Here is a 22,383-nt window from a genome sequence, read left to right as displayed (position 1 = left end):
CCAGCGTTCGTCCTGAGCCAGGATCAAACTCTCATTAAAAGTTTGAGTCTTTCACTCATTGTTTCTGTCGCTGACAGATTTTTTTCGTTTTTTTATTGACAGGTAATATGCATAATCATATCACCCTACACGTTTGGTTCGTCTTATTCAGTTCTCAAAGGTCTTGTTTCTCTTACGAGACAACTATTTTATTCTATCAGGTGCGGTTAACTTTGTCAATATCTTTTTTACTTTTTTAAGCTTTTTATTTTTCTTTCTTAAGTTACTGGCTCCTGACAGCTTTATTAGTATAGCCATTATAGACACCTTTGTCAAGAGGATTTTGTTCTATTTATGTCATTTTCTTTCAATTCAGTAGAATCCCTCTCAGAAAGATACATAAGCTTTGATATGATCAGTTTCCCCTTTCTCATAAAGATCTGCTTAGCCTTATTTATTATCACAAAACCCTTTAAACAAGTACTGTTCAAAGGTTTTTTTATAATTGCTAATTGCGCTGTAATTAAATCAGCAGGTCTAAATATCATCATTTTTTCAACAATTGCGACATGCCCATATGGGACATCTGCACCAGATTTTCCTGGCCTCTGCTATAATGGCCTATTATAGGTCTTATCATAGTAATAGCTGACTGCAAACTTAGCCAGCGCTAGCAATCCACATAAAGGAAGATAATACCAGATGGGGCCTTCTAGGATATTGGAGTTAATGGATTGGTTTAGAAATAGGAGACTAAAAATAAGAATAAAGATAAGAAGACAATAGAAGATGAACCGTCTTCTCATGACTTTGTCAGATAGGATATAGGTTCCTTTGATAATCATTTTAACTATAGCAATCGATACACCTATAATCACCAGCATAGAAATTAAGTCTAACCAAGTAATGGTCATTCTAAGAGGGACTTGGTTATGTTTCACTAGGTGTTCTAAGAAGAAGGTTAATAGGTCCCCAAAAATGAAAATAAAAGAAAAGTTTAGGATGAGTGTTAAAACCAGGCTTAGTTGGCTTAAAAAATTTTCTGTGGCTGTCATTGTTGGCGCTGAAGCAATAACATCATCAATAAAAGCTTGTTTATCTTGCCCAAAAACATCCTCCAAACTCTCTCCACGCTTTTGACCTTCAAGGAGTAAATTAATCAAATCATTACGGATTTCTTCTTGATGAAACCCATTTATTTTTGTCCCACGCATGTAGACAATCATATTGCTGTAATCATCAGAGTAGACCTTATCTAATTCTTTTTCTAATGTGCTGTTTTCTTTTTGTAGTGCTTTGACTTTATTCATGATTTATTCTACCTCACTAGGATCGTTTTTTTTCATTACTTAAGAGTTGGTTAATCGCAGAGCTGAGCGACAACCAATTTGCTTTAAAGTCTGCTAATTGCTGTAAGCCAGTTTCAGTTAGACTATAATATTTACGTTTTGGCCCTTGCGGAGATGGTTTAGCTATCCCTTCAATTGATTTACTGCTCTGCAATCTTAAAATAATCGGATAAATGGTTCCCTCAGAAACGATACCAAAGCCATAGACTTCCAATTTTTTTGAAATTTCATAAGCATAAGTTTCTTCTTGCCTAATAATTTCTAATATAGCACCTTCCAACAAACCCTTTAACATTTGTGACGGAATCAAGTAGTGCCCCCCCTTTTGTCTATCTTGTAATACAAGTTACTTTATATAGCTATATTGTATTGCAAGTTAGTCTACTTGTCAAGAGAATTAAGATTAAATTTTTTGTGTTCTTAATGACATATTTTGTTCTTGTATGCAATTAAGAATTTAAATATAGAAGAAACTAGTTATGTAGCTTCCTTCTTGACTTATCTGCTTCTGATCAATCAAATTTGACACATTCCAAACATGATAGCAAATACAGCATTCAAGTTCTGCACGACAATGCTTTTGTCATTTCAAAAAGTTGGCTCATTAGAAGATTTCCAAGTTAATGAAAGTAGTACCCATTATTTAAATTCACTAAAAGACCACATGACTTTTCGTTTAGATTATCTGAAAGAATTTCAATAGACAGAAAAAGACAATTCTCTCTTAGCAGAAAGTATTACAAAGTTGAGACAATTATCAGTTAACTAGCTTAAATGAAACCATATTAAAAACTTAGGTAGTTTGCACTACCTAAGTTCAGTTTGAAGAAAAAGTCATTTTTGATACCTTCCTTAGGTGCTGTCGGACAGGTTAAACAGTCAGGGGAGTGACTGTTTAAGAAAACCAAAGAATTCCATACCTAACTTTCGAGCCTAAGGTCTGGCAAGTTCCCGGTGTCTAAAACCCCTATATTAAAGGTATTCTAGATACTTTCAGAACGGCGAAGATATCGTTAATCGGCTCGCGGTTGCTCGCAGAAATAGGAAATCCATTGATAGCCTGCAGAGCTTCTGAGCTTATTGGTCTAGGTAAATAGGGTTTGTCTACAGTCTGAACATTCCCAGAGATGAGAATGTTTTTATCTTATGCAGCTTTATGTTTTACTTTATTAGTGTGATCCAGGGTTAAGCACTGCTAATGAGGCTTGGCCTCTAGATGGTCCAACGTTTTTTTAATTCCTTATATTCCAGCCATGTAAGGATAATGATCAAAAGGTCAAATAGCGTCAAGGCAATCATACTGAAATGATGGGTCAGGAAAAAATCTCTCATTTGGTAAACAATAAATCCCAGGAACAAGAGGATGGACAAGGGGTATGCCCAGAGTTTTTTGCGCAAAAGAAGGATCAAGGTTAGTAATTTCAAAATGCCATGCAATAACAAATAAAGAGCAGCCATGCGCTGTCCTGATAGGGTGATAACAGTTCCCAGCTGAACAAGATGACTGGCAATAAAAGCTTTAGGGTTTGCTTTTAGTTGCCCAGACGTTAGAATGAAGATAAGGTTTTGAATGGTTTGGTGTTTAAATACCAGCAAAAGTATGCCTGATAGCGTCTCACCAATTGCAAATGCTAACTTTGTAAAAATCATTATCTTAAAGCTATGATCCAGAACCTGAACTTTCTTTGGACGACCAGCATTCTTTGGTAACATCTTTTACCTTCCTTTACAACTAACCTATCATAAGCTGCCGTTTCATCCGCATAAAACAAGCCATCTCACAATAAAACTATCATACCATACTTTCTCTCAGCCGTCAGGAGCAAGAAAAGCATTCGCAGTTTGAACTTCCCCCTTAGCTTTTACCTCTAACTTTTAGTCTACAGTTCATCTTCTGTGAATGCTTTTGTATTTCACAATAATTTACGAAAGGAATATTGATAAATAAAACATTATTCTATCAAGATTCCTAGACAATAAACAATTAAGAAATTTTATTTTTTACTCTTTAGGATTGATAATCCCATATAAAGCAATATCTTCATAGTTGTTATTTTTTAAGACCTGGTTTTCTTAAACACCTTCTTTTTTCATTCTAGACTTCATCATTACCCTTCCTTCGACTTGCAGACATTTCTTGATTTTCCTAGCACCGTATCTGGATTTACTCTCGAAGAAAATGTGTTTAATTTTTTCTTCCATTTCGGAATTAGATACAGGAACTACAGTTTTGCAGTAATAGCTAGAACGAGGGATGTTCAGCCAACGACACATGGCTGAAATCTTGTATTTATTCTTGTTAGCAGTGATTATTTCCCTTTTTGTGCCATAATCACTGCCGCTTGCTTTAAGATGTCTAACTGCATTTCAAGCTCTCTGTTTCGCTTCTTGAGTTCAATCAACTCTCGTTGGTCATCACTTAGATTATCAATAGACTTAAATGAGCCTGTAGTTTTGGCTTGTCTGATCCATTTATCAAAGGTAGAAGGGGTTAAATCATATTCACTAATAAGCTCACTCCGTTTCCTACCTGCATTGTGAAGGTCAACAATTTGTTGCTTAAAATCATCGGTGAAGGTACGGCGAATTTTTCTAGACATTTGTTTTCTCCTGTTTTTTCAGTGTAATACACTTTATAATTTCTGTCTAGTTTAGTGTAACCGATTCAAAATATAGCATATTTCTTTATTAATACTAACTATAATAATCATTCTTTAACTTAGGAAATAAAAATAAATCTAATTTTTTTACCTTCGAAGCCATACAAACTAAAAGTTTAATAACTTGAAACTATGATTTTTCCAGTAAAGTATTCTCTCTATTAGTTATCATTAGAGAAACTACTCTCATCCTAAGATAACATAAGACTGTATAATAGCTAAACTCCAAAGATGAAGGGGATAAAAAACATAAAAGAATGATTGGTTAAAGGCTGTTTTCTTCTCAAGTCTATGATTATAACACTCCAATAAAGGAATAACTGTGATAAACATAAAGTCTGCATTAAGCATCATTATCTCTGTTAAGGTCATTGAAGATGGCATGTCCATGACTGAAAACAATAAAAGGAGACTTGATAATAACAAATAACTAATATATTGTTTGATTTTACTTTCTCTAAAAAGATAAGTTAACAACATAAAAGGAATAACGACCATACCACCTTCTGCTAATAGAACACCTAGTGCTAACAAGGCTGATACTGCTAAGATTTTTAAAATCGGTTGTTTGATAGCCCTGATTGCCCATAATGCCGTTAGACCTATCCCTAAGGTCAGTAAAATATTATTTTCAGAGTAAATGCCTAGAGCCCCTAAGGCTTTATTTCCTACAAACATAACGATAGCAACAAGGTACATACGCATGATGTAGCGTTTGACATCACTTGTGTAGCGAAATCCCTCTACTGCTAAATAGGCAAAGCCTACAGCTACAAATCGTGAGATAATGTGAATACCAATACCGTAAGAAGCTGGAAAAATAAAACTAGCATGATCTAAAACCATCACTAACAGCAATAAGATTTTAAATTGATTTCTGTTCATTCGATTGTTTCGTTTCCTTTCATAATAACTAATGTTTACTCATTGCAAATTGCTTTTAATATAAATTTTTGATAATGGCTAACAATCAAGCCATATGAAACTGTTTCGATAATGAGGTAAAGCCCACTACAAGCTAAGACAATATTCCAATAAGAAGCCATACTGTAATTGTTGATAATCATAAATATTCCCCAAGTGACAAACATTGCTGATATAAAAGGAACAATTAAAATCCACTTAACCGTACTTGATAGAATTTTCTTGATATCAGTCACAGATAAGCCAATTTTTCGAAGTGCTTTTAATCGTTCTACCTCTTCTTCTGAAGAATTATAAAGTCTTGAATAAATCAAACTTGTCATCCCTACTAGAAATGAAAAACATAAAATACTTCCCACATAAGAAATTAAACTTCGCGTAAACCACTCATTATTATAGTACTCATAGGCCGAAGAGAGGGAAACCTTTAGTTTTTTTGTATCTTTTTTAAGATACTTCTGCAGCATTTTTGTTTCTTTTCCAGCTTTTTTCCAGTCTAAAATATCAAAAATAGTATAGTGAGAATGAGAGAACTTGTCCTGAATGGCTTGATATTTCTGATCAGAGATGACAATAACTTCTTGAAAGTAGCCTGATAAAGCAATGGTTTTTTTGGTACGGCCTCTTTCATTTGAAATCCCAAGTTTACGAAATGCTTCTCCTTGCATAACTCCCATGACAGGAAGCTTTTTGCCATCAAATCCTGCCAGAAAATACTCATCTGATTTCAAATTAAGTTTAGGATTATCAATTAAAGTGCTCACTTGATTATACGTGGAGTTACTAATAATTCCTGTTACAAAGGGTAAATCTGAGGTCGGATCATCATTGTAGAGATAATTAACCCTTAGTTCTTTGTAGCCTTTTTTAGGAGATAAAACATGTCGGATGTATTGAACATTCTTTTCTGAATGCCCGGTATCTTGCCATTCAGTATAGGTATAAGCCACGGGAAGAATTTTACGTGTGACTTCTTCAACCTTTAATGGCGAGCCAATAATAACAATAAAAGAGGTTAGGATAATCGCTAACAAGGAGAAGACCAAACTCATAGTTTTTAAATTAGATTGAATTTTATGGTTAAAATTACTAACAGTCAGCAGTTGGAGTTTTCGTCTTCTTTTTTGTAACAAGTGTAAAGCATAAGTGTAGGCCTTAAACAGCAGGCCAAAAAAAGTATAGAAAAGAGTTAAGCTAGACGCTCCAAGGAGCGGTAGAAACAAGATACTATCCGTCTGATACAAATAAAAAATGAGCCCTAAAATGACTATAGAAACAAGAGAAAGCACACCTAAGTAACTTTTTTCCGAAACCGTTTCTGTTTTTAATAATTTGATGATTCGTGTTCGACGCAAGATATAAGGTGACACATAGGAAATAAAAAGGAACAGTCCACCCACTACCAAGAAAGTCATTAACATGGCTTTTAGAGGAAGGTAAAAGTCTAATTGAATATTAGGAATCATTTTTTCACTAATCATAAAGAAAAATTTGGAAAAAATAAGACCAAAACCAATACCACATATCAAAGACAAGCCAGATATAATCATGTTTTCATAAAAAATAATGGCTTTGAACTGCTTCTTACTAGCACCAACAAGATTGATAATAGCAAATTGTTTACTTCTTACTTTAAGGAAATTTCCAATGGAATAAAGGGTAAAAACAAAGGCAAAGAGAAGTGAGATAATCTCTGCTGTCAATAAAATCAAACCTATGGTACTACCATCTTCTACTACTTTTAAAGCAGGGTGATAAGCAAAGGCTGAAAAAATAAAGAAAACAAAGACGGAAAAGAGACAATTGATGAAATGATAAAGATAGGTTTTAAAGTCTCTAACCACATTTTTATAAGCCAAATCAAATAAAGTCATTGCTCTCCCCTCCTAACAGAGACATAGTGCTCATTATTTCTTTATAATAAGTGCTTCGGCTATCCTTTTTCAACAGTTCTTGAAAAATACTTCCATCTTTGATGACATAAGTTTTATCTGAATATGAGGCTACATTCGGGTCGTGTGTAACCATTAAAATAGTTATTCCCATTTTGTCATTCAGTAGTTGAAATAATTTCATCACATCTTTGGCTGCTCTCGAATCTAAGTTACCTGTCGGCTCATCTGCTAATAAGAGAGAAGGGTGATTGATAACAGCTCTTGCCACAGCTACACGTTGAGCCTGCCCTCCTGAAATCTCATAAGTTCTTTTCTTCAAAATATTTTCGATACCTAGTAAATGGACTAACTCATTCACTTTCTCTAACATCCGATTGTTTTCTTGATTATCTAAAGCAAGAGGAAGCATGATGTTTTCCTCAACCGTAAGGGTATTGATTAAATTGAAATCCTGGAAAACAAAACCGAGTTCTTTTCTTCTGAACTTAGCTAGCTCTTGATCAGATAAGAGGTGTGGGTCACGTCCATTAATAAAAACCAAGCCACCAGAAGGCTTGTCAACTGTTGAAATGGTATTTAAGAAGGTACTTTTCCCACTACCACTAGGTCCCATAATAGCAATAAATTCCCCTTCTTCAACAAACATACTGATGTCATCTAAAGCCCTATGAGAAACTTTTCCGCTATAAACTTTTTCTAAATGTTCTACTTGTAAAATCATGTTTTGATCCCTTTCTTGTGATGACTTAAGTTTATCATGCTAAACTCTATAGAAAAATCCAAAAACATTACCTAAGCTTACAACTTTGTAATGTTTTTGGATATCTTAACGGTCAAAACGAATGGTAACCTCTGTTCCTTTTCCTACTTCTGATGATAAACTAATACCATGGCCTAAATATTGCGTCAAGGTCTTAACAATGTACAATCCCAGTCCGCTTGAATCCCCATTATTTCTACCATTTTCTCCAATATAAAAAAGGTCAAATACTTTAGACAGCTCTTCTTTAGGGATGCCATCACCTTGATCCTTAATGGCTAAAATAGTGCTTTTCTCAGAATATTTTAAGGTAAAATTAAGCTGTTGATTAGGATTGCTATACTTGATGGCATTGGTCACCAATTGGAAAATGATAAGCTTCAACCATTTGGCATCCGAATAAACCCTGACAGAAGGGTCAATCTCTAGCTTAGGAAATACTGATTTTGCAATAAAATAGTCCTTCAATTGATTGATGACGTCCTTACAAATAAGAGAAAGATTAACCGATTCCACCATAAAATCATTTTTTAAATCATCCAGACGATACACTTCTAAAAGCTGATTTAAATGGTATTGAATAGTTTCCACCTGCTTGTTGGCAATCTCAAAATCTCCCACAGTCTCATTTTTTTCAGAGAGTAACTTTAAGACAGAAACAGGTGTTTTTAATTGATGGACAAAGCGATAAATAAGAACTTTTTGAACTCTTTTTTCTTTTTTTTGCTGATTCTTTTCCCTGTAGTAAAGCTCTAACATTTTAGAAACTAGGGCGTTATGAGTCTCTTCAAAGGAATTTCTTGGAGAATCTAGTAAAAATTCTTCTAAAGTCTTTTGCTCCTCAAAAGAAAGGCTATAAATACGAAAGAGCTTGTAAAAACGACTTAATAGATAAACGATTAAAGAAATGAAGACTAAGAGTAAAAAGTACCAAAACTCCCTAAACCAAATGCCTTTAATGAGAAAAAGGCTACCAAAAAAGAAAAGTTGAACCAAACTGACCATCACAAACAAGCCTAAGTAATGTTTTAAAAAACGTTTCAAAACCTTAATTGTCATCTTTTAGCTCCAGCTTATACCCTAATCCCCTAACCGTTACGACTCTTAAATCCGATTGCAAGTCAGTCAATTTTTTTCTGATTCTACTAATAGAAACATTTAGAGTGTTTTCTTCAATAAACATATCCGTATCCCATATTTCCGAGAGGATTAATTCTCTTTTGACAATATTAGGGGAGTTTTTGAGTAAGACTCGCATCAAAATAGCTTCGTTTTTGGATAAATCCACAGTCTGATCAGCTACACTTAAGGTCAGTCTGGCTAGATTAAAACTAGTGTTACCATACTGCAAGGTCTCAACCTCTTTCGTAGCGTACTCACCATATACCCTTCGAAAATGAGATTGCACTTTAGCTAGTAGCAACTCAAAAGAGAAGGGCTTTGTGATATAATCATCACCACCACTCATAATGGCCCTGACTTGATCATAGTCTTCTGTCCTAGCAGACATAAATAAAATAGGCATTAAAAATTGTTTTCTGATTTCATTTGCCCAATAAAAGCCATCATGGCTTGGAAGGGTGATATCAAGCAATATCAAATCTGGAGAGTTAGCTTCAACAAACGTAACAATCGACCTAAAATCTTCTGCCATAATAACTTGAAAATCATACTTTTCCAAATACTCTTTAATTAGCTTGGCTAAATCCTTATCATCTTCAATTAAAGCAATTTTATTCATTTTTTCTCCCATCACATGTAACTAATGACGTAAAAAATCAGATAGACCATGGCTAAGGCTAACAAGACGTATTTTAATTTCAGTAAAATGGCGACATACTCACGAATAAAAGCACTAGGCAAGTAATAACGAGCTGTCTTTGAACCCACACCTTCACCTTTCATCTTGAGCTTTCTAGCATAGAGACTAGCTCTAAACACATGGTAATTATTACTGATAAAGATATATTTAGGGTCGTCTAGCTCTTTTTGGGCCATGTCTTTAGAGTATTTTAAATTCTCAAAAGTGGTTCTCGATTTATCTTCTAATAATATGGCTTCCTTTGGAATTCCTCTACTTAATAAATAGTCACTGATGGCCTTGGCCTCAGAGATCTTTTCATCTGGCCCTTGGCCTCCACTTGCAATAAACTTAACCGTCTTTTTCTCTGCTAACTGATAGGCTTCTATCCCTTTTTCGATGCGACCTTTTAACAAGGGAGTTACTTTATCGCCGCCCAACAAGCCAGAACCATGGATAATAATAAAATCATAGTCCTTTTTTAAAGGCATGGTGACATAGACAAATGTATAAATCCAAAAAGCTACAAATATAATTGTCACTACCGCAAAAAGAAAACTAATTAAATGAAATAACTGATAAGAATAGAGATTAATTTCACCTATGGGTCTTTTCGACGCTTGATTGAGATAAATGCCTAAAAGAAAGAAATAACCAAGTATGGAGATCCCGATTGCCAAGGACAAAGCATTTGCTAGAGATTTTCCTTCCTTACGTAAAATGATTATCCCGTTTACAATCATTAGCAGGGCAAAACCCAAAACAGCTACCGGCAAAACCTTATAAAGTATGGTTAGCAAAATCTCATGTAATTGCGGAGCTCTTTCGTAGGCCAAAGAAATCAAGCTGAGATATGTTCCTACTAAAGCAAAAAACAAGAGGAAGATATTAATCAATTTTCTCGCATCTCTTTTGATCGAAATAATAGAAAGTAACACCAACACAATCGTTAAGCCATATAAAATCATTCGATTACCTCCATTATGTATCCTTTAAACCCATTATAACACATTTTATATTTGGTCATTTTAATGATAGCTAATGGAAATGTCTAATGATTTTCCGAAAGAGGACTTCGAGTTTTCTGAGTTAAGTTTACTTGCTACACTAAATTCTAGGCATTTAGTGCTGATAAGCCATATTTGTTTTAGTAAAAACTTCTTGTTTATTTGTTAGGGAACTTTTACTTTTAGTTATATATATAATTTTATAAACCAGCACTATAACACATTCTCCTCATGTTTCTATCTTGAACAATTGATGTTTTATAGCCAATCAACATTAGAAATCAATCGGATTATATTACAAAATATACTAGTATCATTGGACTTCGTTTGTTGTAATAGTCCTCTTGGAACCTTCTCGTCTTCTAAAAATAACAAATCTACCTAATAATAAGTTCTTAAACGCCCACATGAATTTCCTCACGCTACTCTTATGACAGAAATCGGAATTGACCCAACTAACACCTCTAAACGTTTAGGGCATGCAAGTAGTCAAATGACACTTGATATTTACACCCATACAACAAAAACTGGAGAGCAAAACTCCATCAAAAAAATTTGCGGACTATCTCAATCAAGCAAAATAACAATCAAAAAAGATGTAGAAGTTTTTCCAGAACGGTATCAAAAAAGGTATCAAAAGCAAAAAACAACAAAAAAGCACCTTGCAAGAGACTTGCAAAATGCCTGTAATCGTTGATGTAAAGCGGTTCTTAACGTTTTGAGAATTGGCTTGCTTTACGTGCTTTCTTAAGACCTGGTTTTTTACGTTCAACCATACGTGCGTCACGTGTAAGTAGGCCAGCGCGTTTCAATGAATCGCGGAAGTCTGGATCTACTTGTAACAATGCGCGAGCGATACCATGACGGATCGCACCTGATTGTCCACCGTATCCACCACCTACAACGTTAACCATAACGTCGTATGAACCTTCAGTTGAAGTCACTGCGAATGGTTGGTTGATAACAAGACGTAAGTCTGCGTGTGGGATGTATTCTTCAACATCTTTTTTGTTTACTGTGATTTTACCAGTACCTGGAACCAAACGAACGCGTGCGACAGCGTTTTTACGACGGCCAGTACCTGCATATTGTGCTTGTGCCATTATATAATGCTCCTTTCCTCTTAGATAAGTCCTGAGATATCAAGTACTTCTGGTTGTTGTGCAGCATGTGTGTGCTCAGCACCAACGAAGACTTTCAATTTCATACCTTGTGCACGTCCAAGAGTGTTATGTGGAAGCATGCCTTTAACAGATTTTTCGATCAAACGAACAGCATTTTTAGAACGTAGTTCACCTGCTGAGATTTGTTTTAATCCACCTGGGTACAATGAGTGAGTGTAGTAAATTTTATCAGTTGCTTTTTTACCAGTTAATTTAACTTTTTCAGCGTTGATAACAATAACAAAGTCACCTGTATCAGTGTGTGGTGTGAAAGTTGGTTTGTTCTTTCCGCGAAGTACGCTAGCAACTACTGCAGAAAGACGTCCAAGAGGTACATCTGTTGCGTCAACAATGTACCATTTGCGTTCAACTTGGCCTGGTTTAGCCATGAAAGTTGTTTTGTTCATGATTTCTCCTATACGAATTCGTAATATGTGTTTACAAGTGTTGGTGGGTGTTCCGTCCCACGCAAAGGTATTTGGAAGGTTCCGGGGCCTTTCAAATGGGGTAAACAATACCGTCTATTATCATACCAAAGAATGAGGCTTCACGTCAAGCAATTTTACGCTCTTTTTCCTTATCTTTTGAAATGGCTGAGCTTCTCAAGCTATGAAAAAACAGGGTAGCTCATTTCCTTGCTTCTTGCCCAATACTGAATACCGCTAGCGTCCCTTCCCCTAGATGGGCTGAAACAACAGGTCCAATTGGCAGAATCAGTACCTCTTTTACAGCTGGCACTTGGAGGAATTCTTCCTTTAAGCCCTCTGCGCTGTCAATAGAGCCAGTATAAGAGATAAGAAGCTTTTCTGAAGAGAGGTTCTCAACTGTCAGCTTAAGCAATTCCTTACTTGCTTTTTTGCGGCCACGAAACTTAGCAATTGGCACTAGTTTACCTTCTGCTGAGATCGATAAGAGAGGCTTGATATGGGCTAAACTTCCTAAGATGGCTGAACTTTTAGAGAGTCGTCCACCTCTTTCTAAGTGGTGCAAATCGTCCACTAAAAAATAGGAACGCAGACGAGGGGATAGGTCTTCAATCAACTGTCTGGTTTCTTCTATAGTTTTACCTGCTTGACGAGCCTTGGCTGCTTCCATTACCAAAAGACTTTCGCCACCAGCTGCTGCTAAGGTATCAACAATCTCAATAGTGGCTTTTGGATAGTCTGCCAAAACCATCTCTCTTGCCATTACAGCACTCTGGTAAGTTCCTGAGAGAACTGATGAAAAGGCTAGGTAGAGTAAGGCTTGATTTTTCTTGGCAAAATCTCGAAAAACTTCTTCAAACTGACCGACATTAATTTGGCTAGTCTTTGGTTGACTGCCTTTTTTCATTTGTTCCAATAAATATTGGGTAGATAGAGCATCTTCTCCCAATGTCTCATAGATTTTTCCATCTAGTTCAACAGTTAGACCGAGCCTAAGGATTGGATGTGTTTCAAGCCAATCTTTTGTTAAATCTGCAGTTGAATCCGTCATTAGTGTAAACATGCAGTACCTCAATTACAATCTTTTTTAATTTATTTGATAGTCAAACTATTATCAAAACATTCTACCAAATTTTCACATCCCTAGCAAGTTTTCTCTCCTTCACCTGCCTATCATCAGATTCTTCAAGACATAGAAAAAACACCCTGCTTAAGTTTTAGGATGTTTGGTTGACAACCTTGTCAAGTTACGAGGTCAGCCTTTTAGGAGCTCATTCTACTCATAGATCGCCCAATAAGTTTTTAAGTTGGTCTATTTGTCCTTGATTCCAAGGTCTCAGTTTAGGTTTTTTAGAATCAATAGACTCAGACATTTTATCCAAATCTGCCTTAACAGTATTGACTCGACGCTCCAGTTCTCGAGCGGGAACCCTTAGGGCACCTTGGGAAAAAATCGTCCACTGTTCATTCAAATCACTGGTTGCCACTTCCACTAAGTGTAAGGAGGTGTTTAACTCAGCAGCTGTACGCTCAATATAGGCATCCGCCGTCTCGTCTTCTTCTGTAAAAACAACTGAAATCATGTACTGATCGTAACGCTGTCTTAGGCCAGGGACAAACTGGGCATCAAAGACACAGATGATTTCGATCTTTTCAAAATGAGCATAATTATTCAATTTGTTCAGCAGAACCTCTCTAGCCTGATCCAGTTGGTCACTTTTAAAAAGCTGCTTGGTTTCCTGCCAAAAGGCAATCATGTTATAACCATCAACCAGTAAAATCTTTTTCTTCATCTAACTACCTTATCGTTTATGTCGGTACACTTCATACATAAGCACAGCTGCAGCCACACCAGCATTTAAGCTCTGCACATGTCCAGCCATGGGAATAGTAATCATTTCATCTACTTGTTTTTTGATATTTTGGGAAATACCCTTGCCTTCACTACCAATAATTAGGGCAAGTTTACCAGATGTGTTCCATTGTGGTGAGGGAGTGCCTTCCATATCTGTTCCAAAAATCCAAAAGCCGTGTTCTTTTAAAATAGCAATGCTTTGACTGATATTTGTAACACGCGCAATTGGTACGTATTCTGCTGCACCAGTTGCCGTTTTTGCAACCACCGGCGTAACCCCAACTGCGCGATGCTTAGGGATGATAACACCACAAACCTTGGTAGCATCAGCTGTTCGTAAGATGGATCCAAAGTTATGAGGATCTGTAATCCCATCAAGAATTAAAATGAGGGGATTTTCTTCTGCATTTGCAGCTTCAATAATGGTAGTTAAGTCACTATAGGAAAAAGCAGAGACTCTCAAAACAAAGCCTTGGTGAACAGCACCATCAGTCATCTCTGTCAAGGTTTTCTTAGAAGTCCAAGAAATAGAGACCTTCTTTTCAGTAGCTAAAGCCTTAATTTTATCAATATTCTTGCCGCGCAAGTCTTCTTGCAAGTATAGTTTATTTCCTGTGTTAGCTATCAAGCTCTCTGTAACAGCGTGAACGCCATATACAATATCCTTATTCTCTTCTTTAATTTCAGTATTTTTCATAATTCATATTATAGCATGAATCTGAGAAAATAGTCCTATTGATCTGACAAATAAAATAAGTAAAAAAGGACCAAAGTCTTAGATTTCAGTCCTCTTAAACGTAATGCTACTAGCAAGCTCCTTATTTCTGTACAAAATGAATTGTCTCTGTTGTTTTTTGATAGCTGTTGCTGGCAGTTTTTATGGTCACTGTCACCTTATAGTCACCAGTCTTTTGGTGGCTCATATCAAACCAGGCAGTCATGTTATTTAGACCTGCTGCCATTTGGTAGTTAATGATACTTAGGTCATTACCCTTTGTATCCTGAAGGCTGATCATAGTTTGACCTTCACTTTCTAAGGGGCCTGCTAATGTGACAGCAATATCAAAAATAGGTTGGTCTTTCCTTATTTTTCCAGTAACTGTCATAGGATCCGCTTTTTTATCCTCAGCATTGACTTTTTGAGCTTGTCCAGCCATTGTGTTTTCATTGGCTTTGACAGTTGGACTGACTAGCATAGCAGCTAAAAGCAAGCTTGAGAATGTAATGGCTGTGTAAACTTTTTGTCTTCTCATATTTTTCATAGTAAAGCCTCCTTAATATTCTTACCTACCTTTAGTATAAAACAATAGCTAAAAAATTCAAGTATTTACCACATTTATATGAAATTGTATGGTCACTGTACCAGCAGCTAGCAAACATCTATTTCCCTTGATCTTTTTCTTTAGCCCTAGGTAGTCAAAAGCTTAGAAAAAAGAGGGGCTGTCTGGCCTCTCTTTTTTCTAAGTTTTTTCAATGGTTTGGATGCACCAGGCCACAAGTTCTTCCAAGCGTTCCTTGTTTTCTGTCATATCCAGATAACCCATAACAGCCTCAAAGCCCGTTGACATGCGATAGGTAACAATATTTGCATTTTTTGCCTTGGTATGACTGTGGGTATTGCGACCACGTTTATAAATATCTAATTCTTTGGGGCTTAGAATATCATCTTCTAACATCTTCTGAATGAGATTAGCCTGCGCCTTGGCAGAGACATACTTTGTCGCTGAGTGATGAAGCTGGCTAGGCTTTGTTTGTCCCTTGAAAATGAGGTGACGACGAATATAGTAAGAATAAACAGCATCCCCTTCAAAGGCTAAAGCAATACCATTAATCAGATTAACATCAACCTTAGTCACGTGTCCACCTCACACCATCTTTGGTATCAAGGAGTTTGATTCCTTGAGTTGCCAGCTGATCACGAATGGCATCTGCTTGAGCAAAGTCACGATTGGCACGGGCGCTTTGCCTCTTTGCAATCAAAGCTTCAATTTCTGAATCAAGCACTTCTTCTTCAAAAACAATTCCAAAAACAGCTAGCATCTTTTCAAACAGGCTTTTAACCTCGCTTGTATAGTTGCCTGAATTAATCCATTTGGCAAAGTCAAAGACTACTGTAATTCCATTTGCTGCGTTGAAATCATCATCCATTGCTTCTGTAAAGGCAGTGGCGTAGCTCTGCAGTTCTTCCATAGAAGCTGAATCAGTTAGGGGTTGATTTTGGGTGTTCTTCAGGTACTTCAAGTTAACTTCGGCATCATGAATGGCCTTATCAGTGAAATTAATAGGTTTTCGATACTGTTGGGTGGCAAGAAAGAAGCGAAGAGCCTGACCGTCTACCTTTTGCAACATATCATGGACAGTTACGAAATTCCCAAGAGATTTGGACATTTTCTCGTTATCAACATTGACAAAGCCGTTGTGCATCCAATAGTTAGCAAAGGTCTTTCCTGTTTTTGCTTCAGATTGGGCAATCTCGTTGGTGTGGTGTGGAAATTCTAAGTCTGCACCTCCACCGTGGATGTCAATGGTGTCACCTAAGATTTCAGTGGCCATAACAGAACATTCAATATGCCAGCCTGGACGTCCTGAACCCCAAGGACTTTCCCAGGAAATTTCATCTTTTTTAGCTGCTTTCCAGAGGGCAAAGTCTAAAGGGTTCTCCTTTAAGGCCATTTCACTATCAGTACGTCCTGAGGCACCGATTTCAAGGTCTTCTGTGGTTTTATTAGCCAGTTTAGCATAATTTTCAGACTTGACTACTCGGAAATAGACATCTCCTTGTGATTCATAGGCAAATCCTTTTTCAATCAAGACAGACACAAAGTCAATAATGGCATCCATATAATCCATGACCCTTGGGTTTTTACTGGCTGGCTTGATGCCCAAGCAAGCAGTATCTTCCATAAAGGCTGCTATAAATTTGTCGGCCAAGGCCTTTGGTGACATTCCTTGCTCAGCTGCTGCCTTGATAATCTTATCATCGATATCTGTGAAATTAGAAACATAATTAACAGTATAACCACTGTATTCAAAATAGCGACGGATTGTATCAAAGGCTACTGCCGAGCGCGCATTTCCAATATGAATATAATTGTAAACCGTTGGCCCACAGACATACATATTCACCTGGTTTTCATTTATAGGAATAAATTCCCGTAAGCTGCGTGTCATCGTGTCATATATTTTGATCATTCATTATTTCCTTTTTTATTTCTTGTCAAGGCCTTACAGTTTAGAAGAATAATAGGATTCTTCTCTTTGATGTTCAATGCTTTTGATTTTAAGTTCATCTTTTTGCCCGTGTACGCGGACAACTTTTGCTGGTACCCCAACCACTGTCACATCTCCTGGTACATCTGATAAAACAACTGCTGCTGCGCCTACCTTGGCATTTTCACCAATTTCAATAGGGCCAATAATCTGCGAGTGAGCTGAAATCAAAGCACCCTTACGAACGGTTGGATGACGTTTGCCTGTATCCTTACCAGTTCCTCCTAAGGTAACGCCATGGTAGAGCATTACACCTTCTTCTACTACAGCCGTTTCTCCAATAACTAAGCCTGCTCCGTGGTCAATGAAGACTCCAGGAGCAATAGTGGCACCAGGATGAATTTCGATATTGGTCCAAAAACGCCAAAATTGGCTGTGCATTCTAGCTAATAAGAAAAATTTATGAACCCACAAAAAGTGAGAAAGGCGATGGGCTGCCAAGGCTTTGATCCCAGGATAAGTAAGGATAACCTCAAGTGAATTTCTTGCAGCTGGATCCAACTCTTTTACGATATCTATACTTTTCTTCCACCAGCTCATTCATTCTCCCCTTATTGCTCTATATCTTTCCAGTCAATTAAAACTTGTTGCTCATCAAAGGGATTGACTGCCACTCCTTTGCTTTCATCTATATCATTTTCACCATTTCTTGGCTGGTAAATATCGTCTATGGTCCAGGTTAGAATGACCCCCTGCGCCTTGCGGAAGGCACCACCAAAGTCCTCTTGGTTATACCATTTGGCAAAGCTTTGCAAGTTTGAAAAAGCTGGAATATAAGATTTCCCTTCAGGCGTAGACATGGTTGGGAAAAAGCGATCATAATGCTGATCGTCTTTTATAGTTACAAAAGCAGGAACCAAATAGACTTTTTCCATCAGTTCTGCCTTTTGATTGTCTTCACTCATAAGGGTGTTAAGAATAGTGGTGTAATTATTGAGGAATTGAATCATATCACTACTCTTAAAAATCGTAGAATTCCCAAAATCACCTTTTTTCTTCAGATTGAAAACCAGACCTGAAACTCCTGTTTTAATAACCTCTTCCAAGACGGCAATGGCAGAGCGCTCCAGCCAGTATTGACTCTGTGCACTCTTTTGTTCTTCTTTGAAGATAGCCATATCATCTTTGTCTGTAAAAACAGGTGTGACGCTTACCCCTTCAACCTCAATAGCATAAGGCTCCTTACTAGCCCACACAGGAAAATTGTGAAAGGCATTAACCAAGGCAACACTATCTAAAAAATTATCTGGTGCATTGATAAATGCTCTTAGTCGTTGATCAATTTCATTACTTTCAGTCTTTATCATGTTTTTCTTCTTTTTTATGGTCTTTACTTGGGGCAGAGTGCTCTTGATCTTCCTTGGTATCTGCCTTGCCCTTTTTCTCAGGTCTTGGTGGACGAGGTAAGAGTGCCTTCATAGAAGCATCTACTCTTCCCTTATCATCTACTTTAATAACCTTAACATCAATTTCTTCACCTAATTCTAAGACGTCAGCAACATTTGTTGTTCTTGTCCAAGCAATCTCAGATATATGGACTAGGGCGTCAGTTTTATCAAAGAGGTTAACAAAGGCTCCAAATTTTTCAATGCGAACAACCTTAGCATGGTAGATTTCACCGACCTTAGCTTCACGGACCAAGTCAGCAATGATTTCTTTGGTACGGTTAATGGCTGCTTGGTCACTAGAGAAGATTTGAACCATTCCTTCATCATCAATGTCAATTTTGACGCCTGTTTCAGCAATGATCTTGTCGATGGTTTCGCCACCCTTACCAATAACAACCTTAATTTTGTCCACATCAATTTTAATGGTATCGATTTTTGGAGCTGTTGGTGCTAATTCTGGACGTGGTGCTGGGATTGTCTCTTCAATTAGGTCTAAGATTTCAAAACGTGCTTTCTTAGCTTGGGCTAGAGCTTCTTCTAGGATTTGCGGTGTGATACCTTCAATTTTAATATCCATCTGAAGAGCCGTGATACCTTCTCGAGTCCCTGCCACCTTAAAGTCCATGTCGCCAAAGTGGTCTTCTAAGCCTTGAATATCAGTCAAGACAGTGTAATTAGTTCCATCTGAAATCAGACCCATGGCAATACCTGCTACAGGCGCTTTGATTGGTACACCGCCGGCCATAAGGGCAAGAGTGCCTGCACAGATTGAGGCTTGTGAAGATGATCCATTGGATTCTAGAACTTCTGCGACCAAACGGATGGCATAAGGGAAGTCTTCTAGACTTGGAAGAACTTGTTCAAGGGCACGTTCACCTAAAGCGCCGTGACCAATTTCACGACGGCCTGCTGCCCCGTAACGACCTGTTTCCCCTACCGAATATTGAGGGAAATTGTAATGATGAAGGAAACGTTTTTTGTATTCTGGCGCTAAGCCATCAATGATTTGCGTTTCTCCCATAGGTGCCAAAGTAAGAACTGAAAGGGCCTGGGTTTGTCCACGTGTAAATAGACCTGAGCCGTGAACTTGTGGTAAAAAGTCAACTACTGCATCCAAGGGACGAATCTCATCGACCTTACGGCCATCAGGACGGATCTTATCTTCAGTAATTAAGCGACGGACTTCTGCATGTTCCATTTGTTCTAAAATTTCGGCAACGTCTCGCAAGATTGTGTCAAAATTTTCATCTTCGGCATGGCGGACTGTGTATTCAGCGATGACTGTTTCTTTTACTTCTTCTGTTGCAGCCTCACGAGCCTTTTTCTCTTCAACCTGAACAGCCTTTTGTAAAGCAGGGTTATACTTGGCAACAATTTCAGCCTGCAAGTCTTTATCAACTTGCAAGAGTTCCACTTCTGCTTTTTCTTTACCAACTGCTGCTACAATTTCTTCTTGGAAGGCTATAAGCTCTTGAATGGCCTTATGCCCACGAAGAAGAGCTTCCAACATAATATCTTCTGATAATTCTTTAGCACCAGATTCAACCATGTTGATAGCTTCTTTGCTACCAGCGACTGTTAATTCTAATAGCGAAGCTTCAAGCTGTGCTTTATCTGGGTTGATGATGAATTCTCCATCAATGTAGCCTACCTGTACTCCAGCAATTGGTCCATTAAAAGGAATGTCTGAGATTGATAGGGCTAATGATGAACCGAACATAGCTGCCATTGGGGCGCTAGCATTTTCATCATAGGAAAGAACAGTATTGATGACTTGGATTTCATTACGAAAACCTTCCGCAAACATGGGACGAATAGGGCGGTCAATAAGGCGAGCCGTTAAGGTAGCATCCGTTGAAGGACGTCCTTCACGTTTCATGAAGCCTCCTGGGAATTTCCCTGCCGCATACATTTTTTCTTCGTAGTTTACTTGAAGGGGGAAGAAATCGCCTGTTGCCATTTTTTTAGACATAACAGCTGCTGTAAGCACTGTTGAATCACCATAGCGTACGATAGTAGCACCATTGGCTTGTTTAGCCAATTGGCCGATTTCAACAACCAATGGCTTACCTGCAAAACTTGTTGTAAAGGTTTGTTTTGACATAACATTCTCCATTTTTTATTTTACGTGTTTCCTACAAAGCTCAATCTAGCTGTCCCTAAACTCAACTTTGTATAAAACCACGTATAGGTATTATTTTAACACAATTCAGATAAATAAAAAACGCCCAACTTAGGTTGAGCCATATAATTTTTAATAGCCAATCCACATTCTTTTAAGGTCAGATTTTGTGAGTGGGTATCTGTATTTCAAAAGAAGAATGCTGACAATGATTGTTGGTAAAACAAGGTATAGCGGCAAGTACCAGCTCTTTTCCCAAAGCTCAGGATAAGTAAAGTAAAAGAAAATCAAAAATAGGAAGGCCGTTAAGATCGACAAAAGCTTCCATAAGCGAAAACCTACAGGATTTAAAAACTAAATCGGATAATCTAAAATAAGCCAGAGTAAAAAAGGATTTAAGACATACCAAGTTTGAAAGGTCACTAGACTTATAACCGTCTCCACTAATAAGAAGAAATCAGATGCACCAAGAACCATTTCCAGTAAATTTCTAATTGTTTTATCATCACTTATCACGTTCTTCTGTACCATCTCCTGGGAAAAGCCATCTTTGAAAAGAAAGCTCAGAAAGCGTCCTTTTAAGTAACCCAGAACAATGACCAGACAAACTCGTAACCACTTCTTCTTTGGTCATGACCAAGCTAAGATAGTAACAAAAATAAAAGGGGAAAAGCCACCAATCCGAATATCTCTGTAACCCCAAAAAAGGGAAACCAATAGATCAAGCACACAAAAGAATAAGATAGAAGACAAAACATAGTCTATCAGATCTTTTATTTGCCTCACATTTGGTTTTTTCATATCTATACCTTCCAATATGATAACGCTTACCATGTTATAACATGCTTAGAAAGCAAGAAAAAGAGCCATCAAAAAAATATATCAGTTGATTTCTTTTAAAATATAAAAAGATTGAAGGGGGGAGGCAGCACGCTGCGGGTATAACCTAGGTAAAACAAAAAAAGTCTTCCAAATGGAAGCCTCAGACTGTAGACAAAGCCTATTTACCTAGACCAATAGGCTAAGAAGCTCTGCAGCCTATCAATAAATTTCCTATTTTTGCGAGCAAAAGCGAGCTGATTAAGGCTACCTCCGCCGTGGTTTTAGTAGCTGAAATGATCTTTAATTTTCAGATACAGGGAAGCTTTGAGACCTGGGACTCAAAACTTAGGCATGGAATTCTGAAAGAAGTCGCTGCCGTTCCCACCACCTAAGAAAGGTATCAAAAAATGACTTTTTCTTCAAACTGAAGCCTGAAGGAATTTTAGCCTAAAATTTCTTGATAGCTAGACACAGAAGCGACGATAATACTGAAGTATATCAAGAAAACAAAAAAGCCTCCATTTCTGGAGACTCTTCTTATTTTTTCAGATAAAATTTTTCTCAGGCAAGGCAGCGCGCTGAAGGCATAACTAGAGTTAGCCGAAGCAAGCTAACGAAGCCTGAAGAAATTTTAGTGAAAAATTAACGACGAAGACCTAAAGATTGGATAAGCTCACGGTAACGGTTAACATCTGTACGACGTAGATATGCTAACAAGTTACGACGGTGACCAATTTTTTTCATCAAACCACGGTAAGTTGCGTGGTCTTTTTTGTGCTCTTTAATGTGAGTGTTAAGGTGGTTGATTTCCCAAGTAAGAACTGCTACTTGAACTTCAACTGAACCAGTATCACCTTCATGACGTGCATATTGAGCGATGATTTCATTTTTTTTCTCTTTTGAGATTGCCATAATATTTTCTCCTTTTTTGCTTAATCCGAGTCCTAGGATTGGCACTCCTAA

At 37.3% G+C, this 22,383-nt stretch carries 21 protein-coding genes and 2 pseudogenes; 1 reads left to right on the top strand and 22 read right to left on the bottom strand.

The window, feature by feature from the left end; translation table 11 throughout:
- Window positions 1–590: 590 nt before the first annotated feature.
- The 10 genes and pseudogenes from HBN42_RS08540 to HBN42_RS08490 form a co-directional block, all read right to left on the bottom strand.
- Window positions 591–1,289, bottom strand: a complete 699-nt coding sequence (locus tag HBN42_RS08540; RefSeq protein WP_165994624.1) for a hypothetical protein — start codon at window positions 1,287–1,289, stop codon at window positions 591–593.
- A gap of 16 nt (window positions 1,290–1,305) precedes the next feature.
- Window positions 1,306–1,638: a PadR family transcriptional regulator gene (locus HBN42_RS08535; protein WP_165994623.1), complete on the bottom strand. Its 333-nt coding sequence runs from the start codon at window positions 1,636–1,638 to the stop codon at window positions 1,306–1,308.
- 902 nt (window positions 1,639–2,540) lie between these two features.
- Window positions 2,541–3,041 (bottom strand): DUF2127 domain-containing protein, encoded by a 501-nt coding sequence (locus tag HBN42_RS08530; RefSeq protein ID WP_165994622.1) that lies wholly within the window; start codon window positions 3,039–3,041, stop codon window positions 2,541–2,543.
- Between the two features lie 372 nt (window positions 3,042–3,413).
- A pseudogene (locus tag HBN42_RS10005) lies at window positions 3,414–3,928 on the bottom strand (transposase); the annotation flags it as partial.
- Between the two features lie 246 nt (window positions 3,929–4,174).
- Window positions 4,175–4,873 carry a TraX family protein gene (locus HBN42_RS08515; protein WP_165994621.1) on the bottom strand — a complete coding sequence of 233 codons (699 nt, stop codon included), beginning with the start codon at window positions 4,871–4,873 and terminating at the stop codon, window positions 4,175–4,177.
- Between the two features lie 35 nt (window positions 4,874–4,908).
- Window positions 4,909–6,786 carry an FtsX-like permease family protein gene (locus HBN42_RS08510; RefSeq protein ID WP_165994620.1) on the bottom strand — a complete coding sequence of 626 codons (1,878 nt, stop codon included), beginning with the start codon at window positions 6,784–6,786 and terminating at the stop codon, window positions 4,909–4,911.
- Entirely contained in the window at window positions 6,773–7,528 is a 756-nt protein-coding gene (locus tag HBN42_RS08505; RefSeq protein WP_165994619.1) for an ABC transporter ATP-binding protein, read from the bottom strand. The genes HBN42_RS08510 and HBN42_RS08505 overlap by 14 nt, the downstream gene beginning before the upstream one ends.
- A 105-nt stretch (window positions 7,529–7,633) precedes the next feature.
- The gene (locus tag HBN42_RS08500; protein ID WP_165994618.1) at window positions 7,634–8,626 is read right to left on the bottom strand and encodes a sensor histidine kinase; all 993 of its coding nucleotides are present in this window, start codon (window positions 8,624–8,626) and stop codon (window positions 7,634–7,636) included.
- Complete coding sequence (locus tag HBN42_RS08495) at window positions 8,616–9,308, bottom strand: response regulator transcription factor (RefSeq protein ID WP_165994617.1); 693 nt, start codon at window positions 9,306–9,308, stop codon at window positions 8,616–8,618. Before HBN42_RS08495 ends, HBN42_RS08500 begins: the two co-directional genes overlap by 11 nt.
- 11 nt (window positions 9,309–9,319) lie before the next feature.
- Window positions 9,320–10,336 carry a YdcF family protein gene (locus HBN42_RS08490; protein WP_165994616.1) on the bottom strand — a complete coding sequence of 339 codons (1,017 nt, stop codon included), beginning with the start codon at window positions 10,334–10,336 and terminating at the stop codon, window positions 9,320–9,322.
- A gap of 442 nt (window positions 10,337–10,778) precedes the next feature.
- Here HBN42_RS08490 and HBN42_RS10345 point away from each other — a divergent pair.
- Window positions 10,779–10,959, top strand: a pseudogene (locus tag HBN42_RS10345) (site-specific integrase); the annotation flags it as partial.
- Between the two features lie 126 nt (window positions 10,960–11,085).
- Here the strand turns inward: HBN42_RS10345 and rpsI are convergent.
- The 12 genes from rpsI to rpsO form a co-directional block, all read right to left on the bottom strand.
- Window positions 11,086–11,478: a 30S ribosomal protein S9 gene (rpsI, locus tag HBN42_RS08480; RefSeq protein ID WP_018366814.1), complete on the bottom strand. Its 393-nt coding sequence runs from the start codon at window positions 11,476–11,478 to the stop codon at window positions 11,086–11,088.
- Window positions 11,479–11,498: 20 nt separating this feature from the next.
- A complete protein-coding gene (gene rplM / locus HBN42_RS08475; protein ID WP_165994615.1) occupies window positions 11,499–11,945 on the bottom strand; it encodes a 50S ribosomal protein L13 in 447 nt (148 codons plus the stop codon).
- A 220-nt stretch (window positions 11,946–12,165) separates the two neighbouring features.
- Entirely contained in the window at window positions 12,166–13,026 is an 861-nt protein-coding gene (locus HBN42_RS08470; RefSeq protein ID WP_165994614.1) for a DegV family protein, read from the bottom strand.
- A gap of 217 nt (window positions 13,027–13,243) precedes the next feature.
- Window positions 13,244–13,756, bottom strand: a complete 513-nt coding sequence (locus HBN42_RS08465) for an NYN domain-containing protein (RefSeq protein WP_165994613.1) — start codon at window positions 13,754–13,756, stop codon at window positions 13,244–13,246.
- Window positions 13,757–13,765: 9 nt separating this feature from the next.
- Complete coding sequence (gene rlmB / locus HBN42_RS08460) at window positions 13,766–14,515, bottom strand: 23S rRNA (guanosine(2251)-2'-O)-methyltransferase RlmB (protein ID WP_165994612.1); 750 nt, start codon at window positions 14,513–14,515, stop codon at window positions 13,766–13,768.
- A gap of 121 nt (window positions 14,516–14,636) precedes the next feature.
- Window positions 14,637–15,080, bottom strand: a complete 444-nt coding sequence (locus HBN42_RS08455; RefSeq protein WP_165994611.1) for a hypothetical protein — start codon at window positions 15,078–15,080, stop codon at window positions 14,637–14,639.
- A 198-nt stretch (window positions 15,081–15,278) separates the two neighbouring features.
- Window positions 15,279–15,674, bottom strand: a complete 396-nt coding sequence (locus tag HBN42_RS08450) for a Mini-ribonuclease 3 (protein WP_165994610.1) — start codon at window positions 15,672–15,674, stop codon at window positions 15,279–15,281.
- Complete coding sequence (gene cysS / locus HBN42_RS08445) at window positions 15,667–17,010, bottom strand: cysteine--tRNA ligase (protein ID WP_165994609.1); 1,344 nt, start codon at window positions 17,008–17,010, stop codon at window positions 15,667–15,669. Before cysS ends, HBN42_RS08450 begins: the two co-directional genes overlap by 8 nt.
- A gap of 33 nt (window positions 17,011–17,043) precedes the next feature.
- Window positions 17,044–17,628: a serine O-acetyltransferase gene (gene cysE / locus HBN42_RS08440; protein WP_165994608.1), complete on the bottom strand. Its 585-nt coding sequence runs from the start codon at window positions 17,626–17,628 to the stop codon at window positions 17,044–17,046.
- Between the two features lie 11 nt (window positions 17,629–17,639).
- Window positions 17,640–18,395 (bottom strand): SseB family protein, encoded by a 756-nt coding sequence (locus HBN42_RS08435; RefSeq protein WP_165994607.1) that lies wholly within the window; start codon window positions 18,393–18,395, stop codon window positions 17,640–17,642.
- Window positions 18,382–20,580, bottom strand: a complete 2,199-nt coding sequence (pnp, locus tag HBN42_RS08430; protein ID WP_165994606.1) for a polyribonucleotide nucleotidyltransferase — start codon at window positions 20,578–20,580, stop codon at window positions 18,382–18,384. Before pnp ends, HBN42_RS08435 begins: the two co-directional genes overlap by 14 nt.
- Before the next feature lie 1,482 nt (window positions 20,581–22,062).
- Window positions 22,063–22,332: a 30S ribosomal protein S15 gene (gene rpsO, locus HBN42_RS08425; RefSeq protein ID WP_008087108.1), complete on the bottom strand. Its 270-nt coding sequence runs from the start codon at window positions 22,330–22,332 to the stop codon at window positions 22,063–22,065.
- Window positions 22,333–22,383: the final 51 nt, after the last annotated feature.

The sequence above is a fragment of the Streptococcus catagoni genome (genome assembly GCF_011421425.1).
GTDB classification, from domain to species: Bacteria; Bacillota; Bacilli; order Lactobacillales; family Streptococcaceae; genus Streptococcus; species Streptococcus catagoni.
This window is presented reverse-complemented; position numbering and strand designations above follow the sequence as displayed.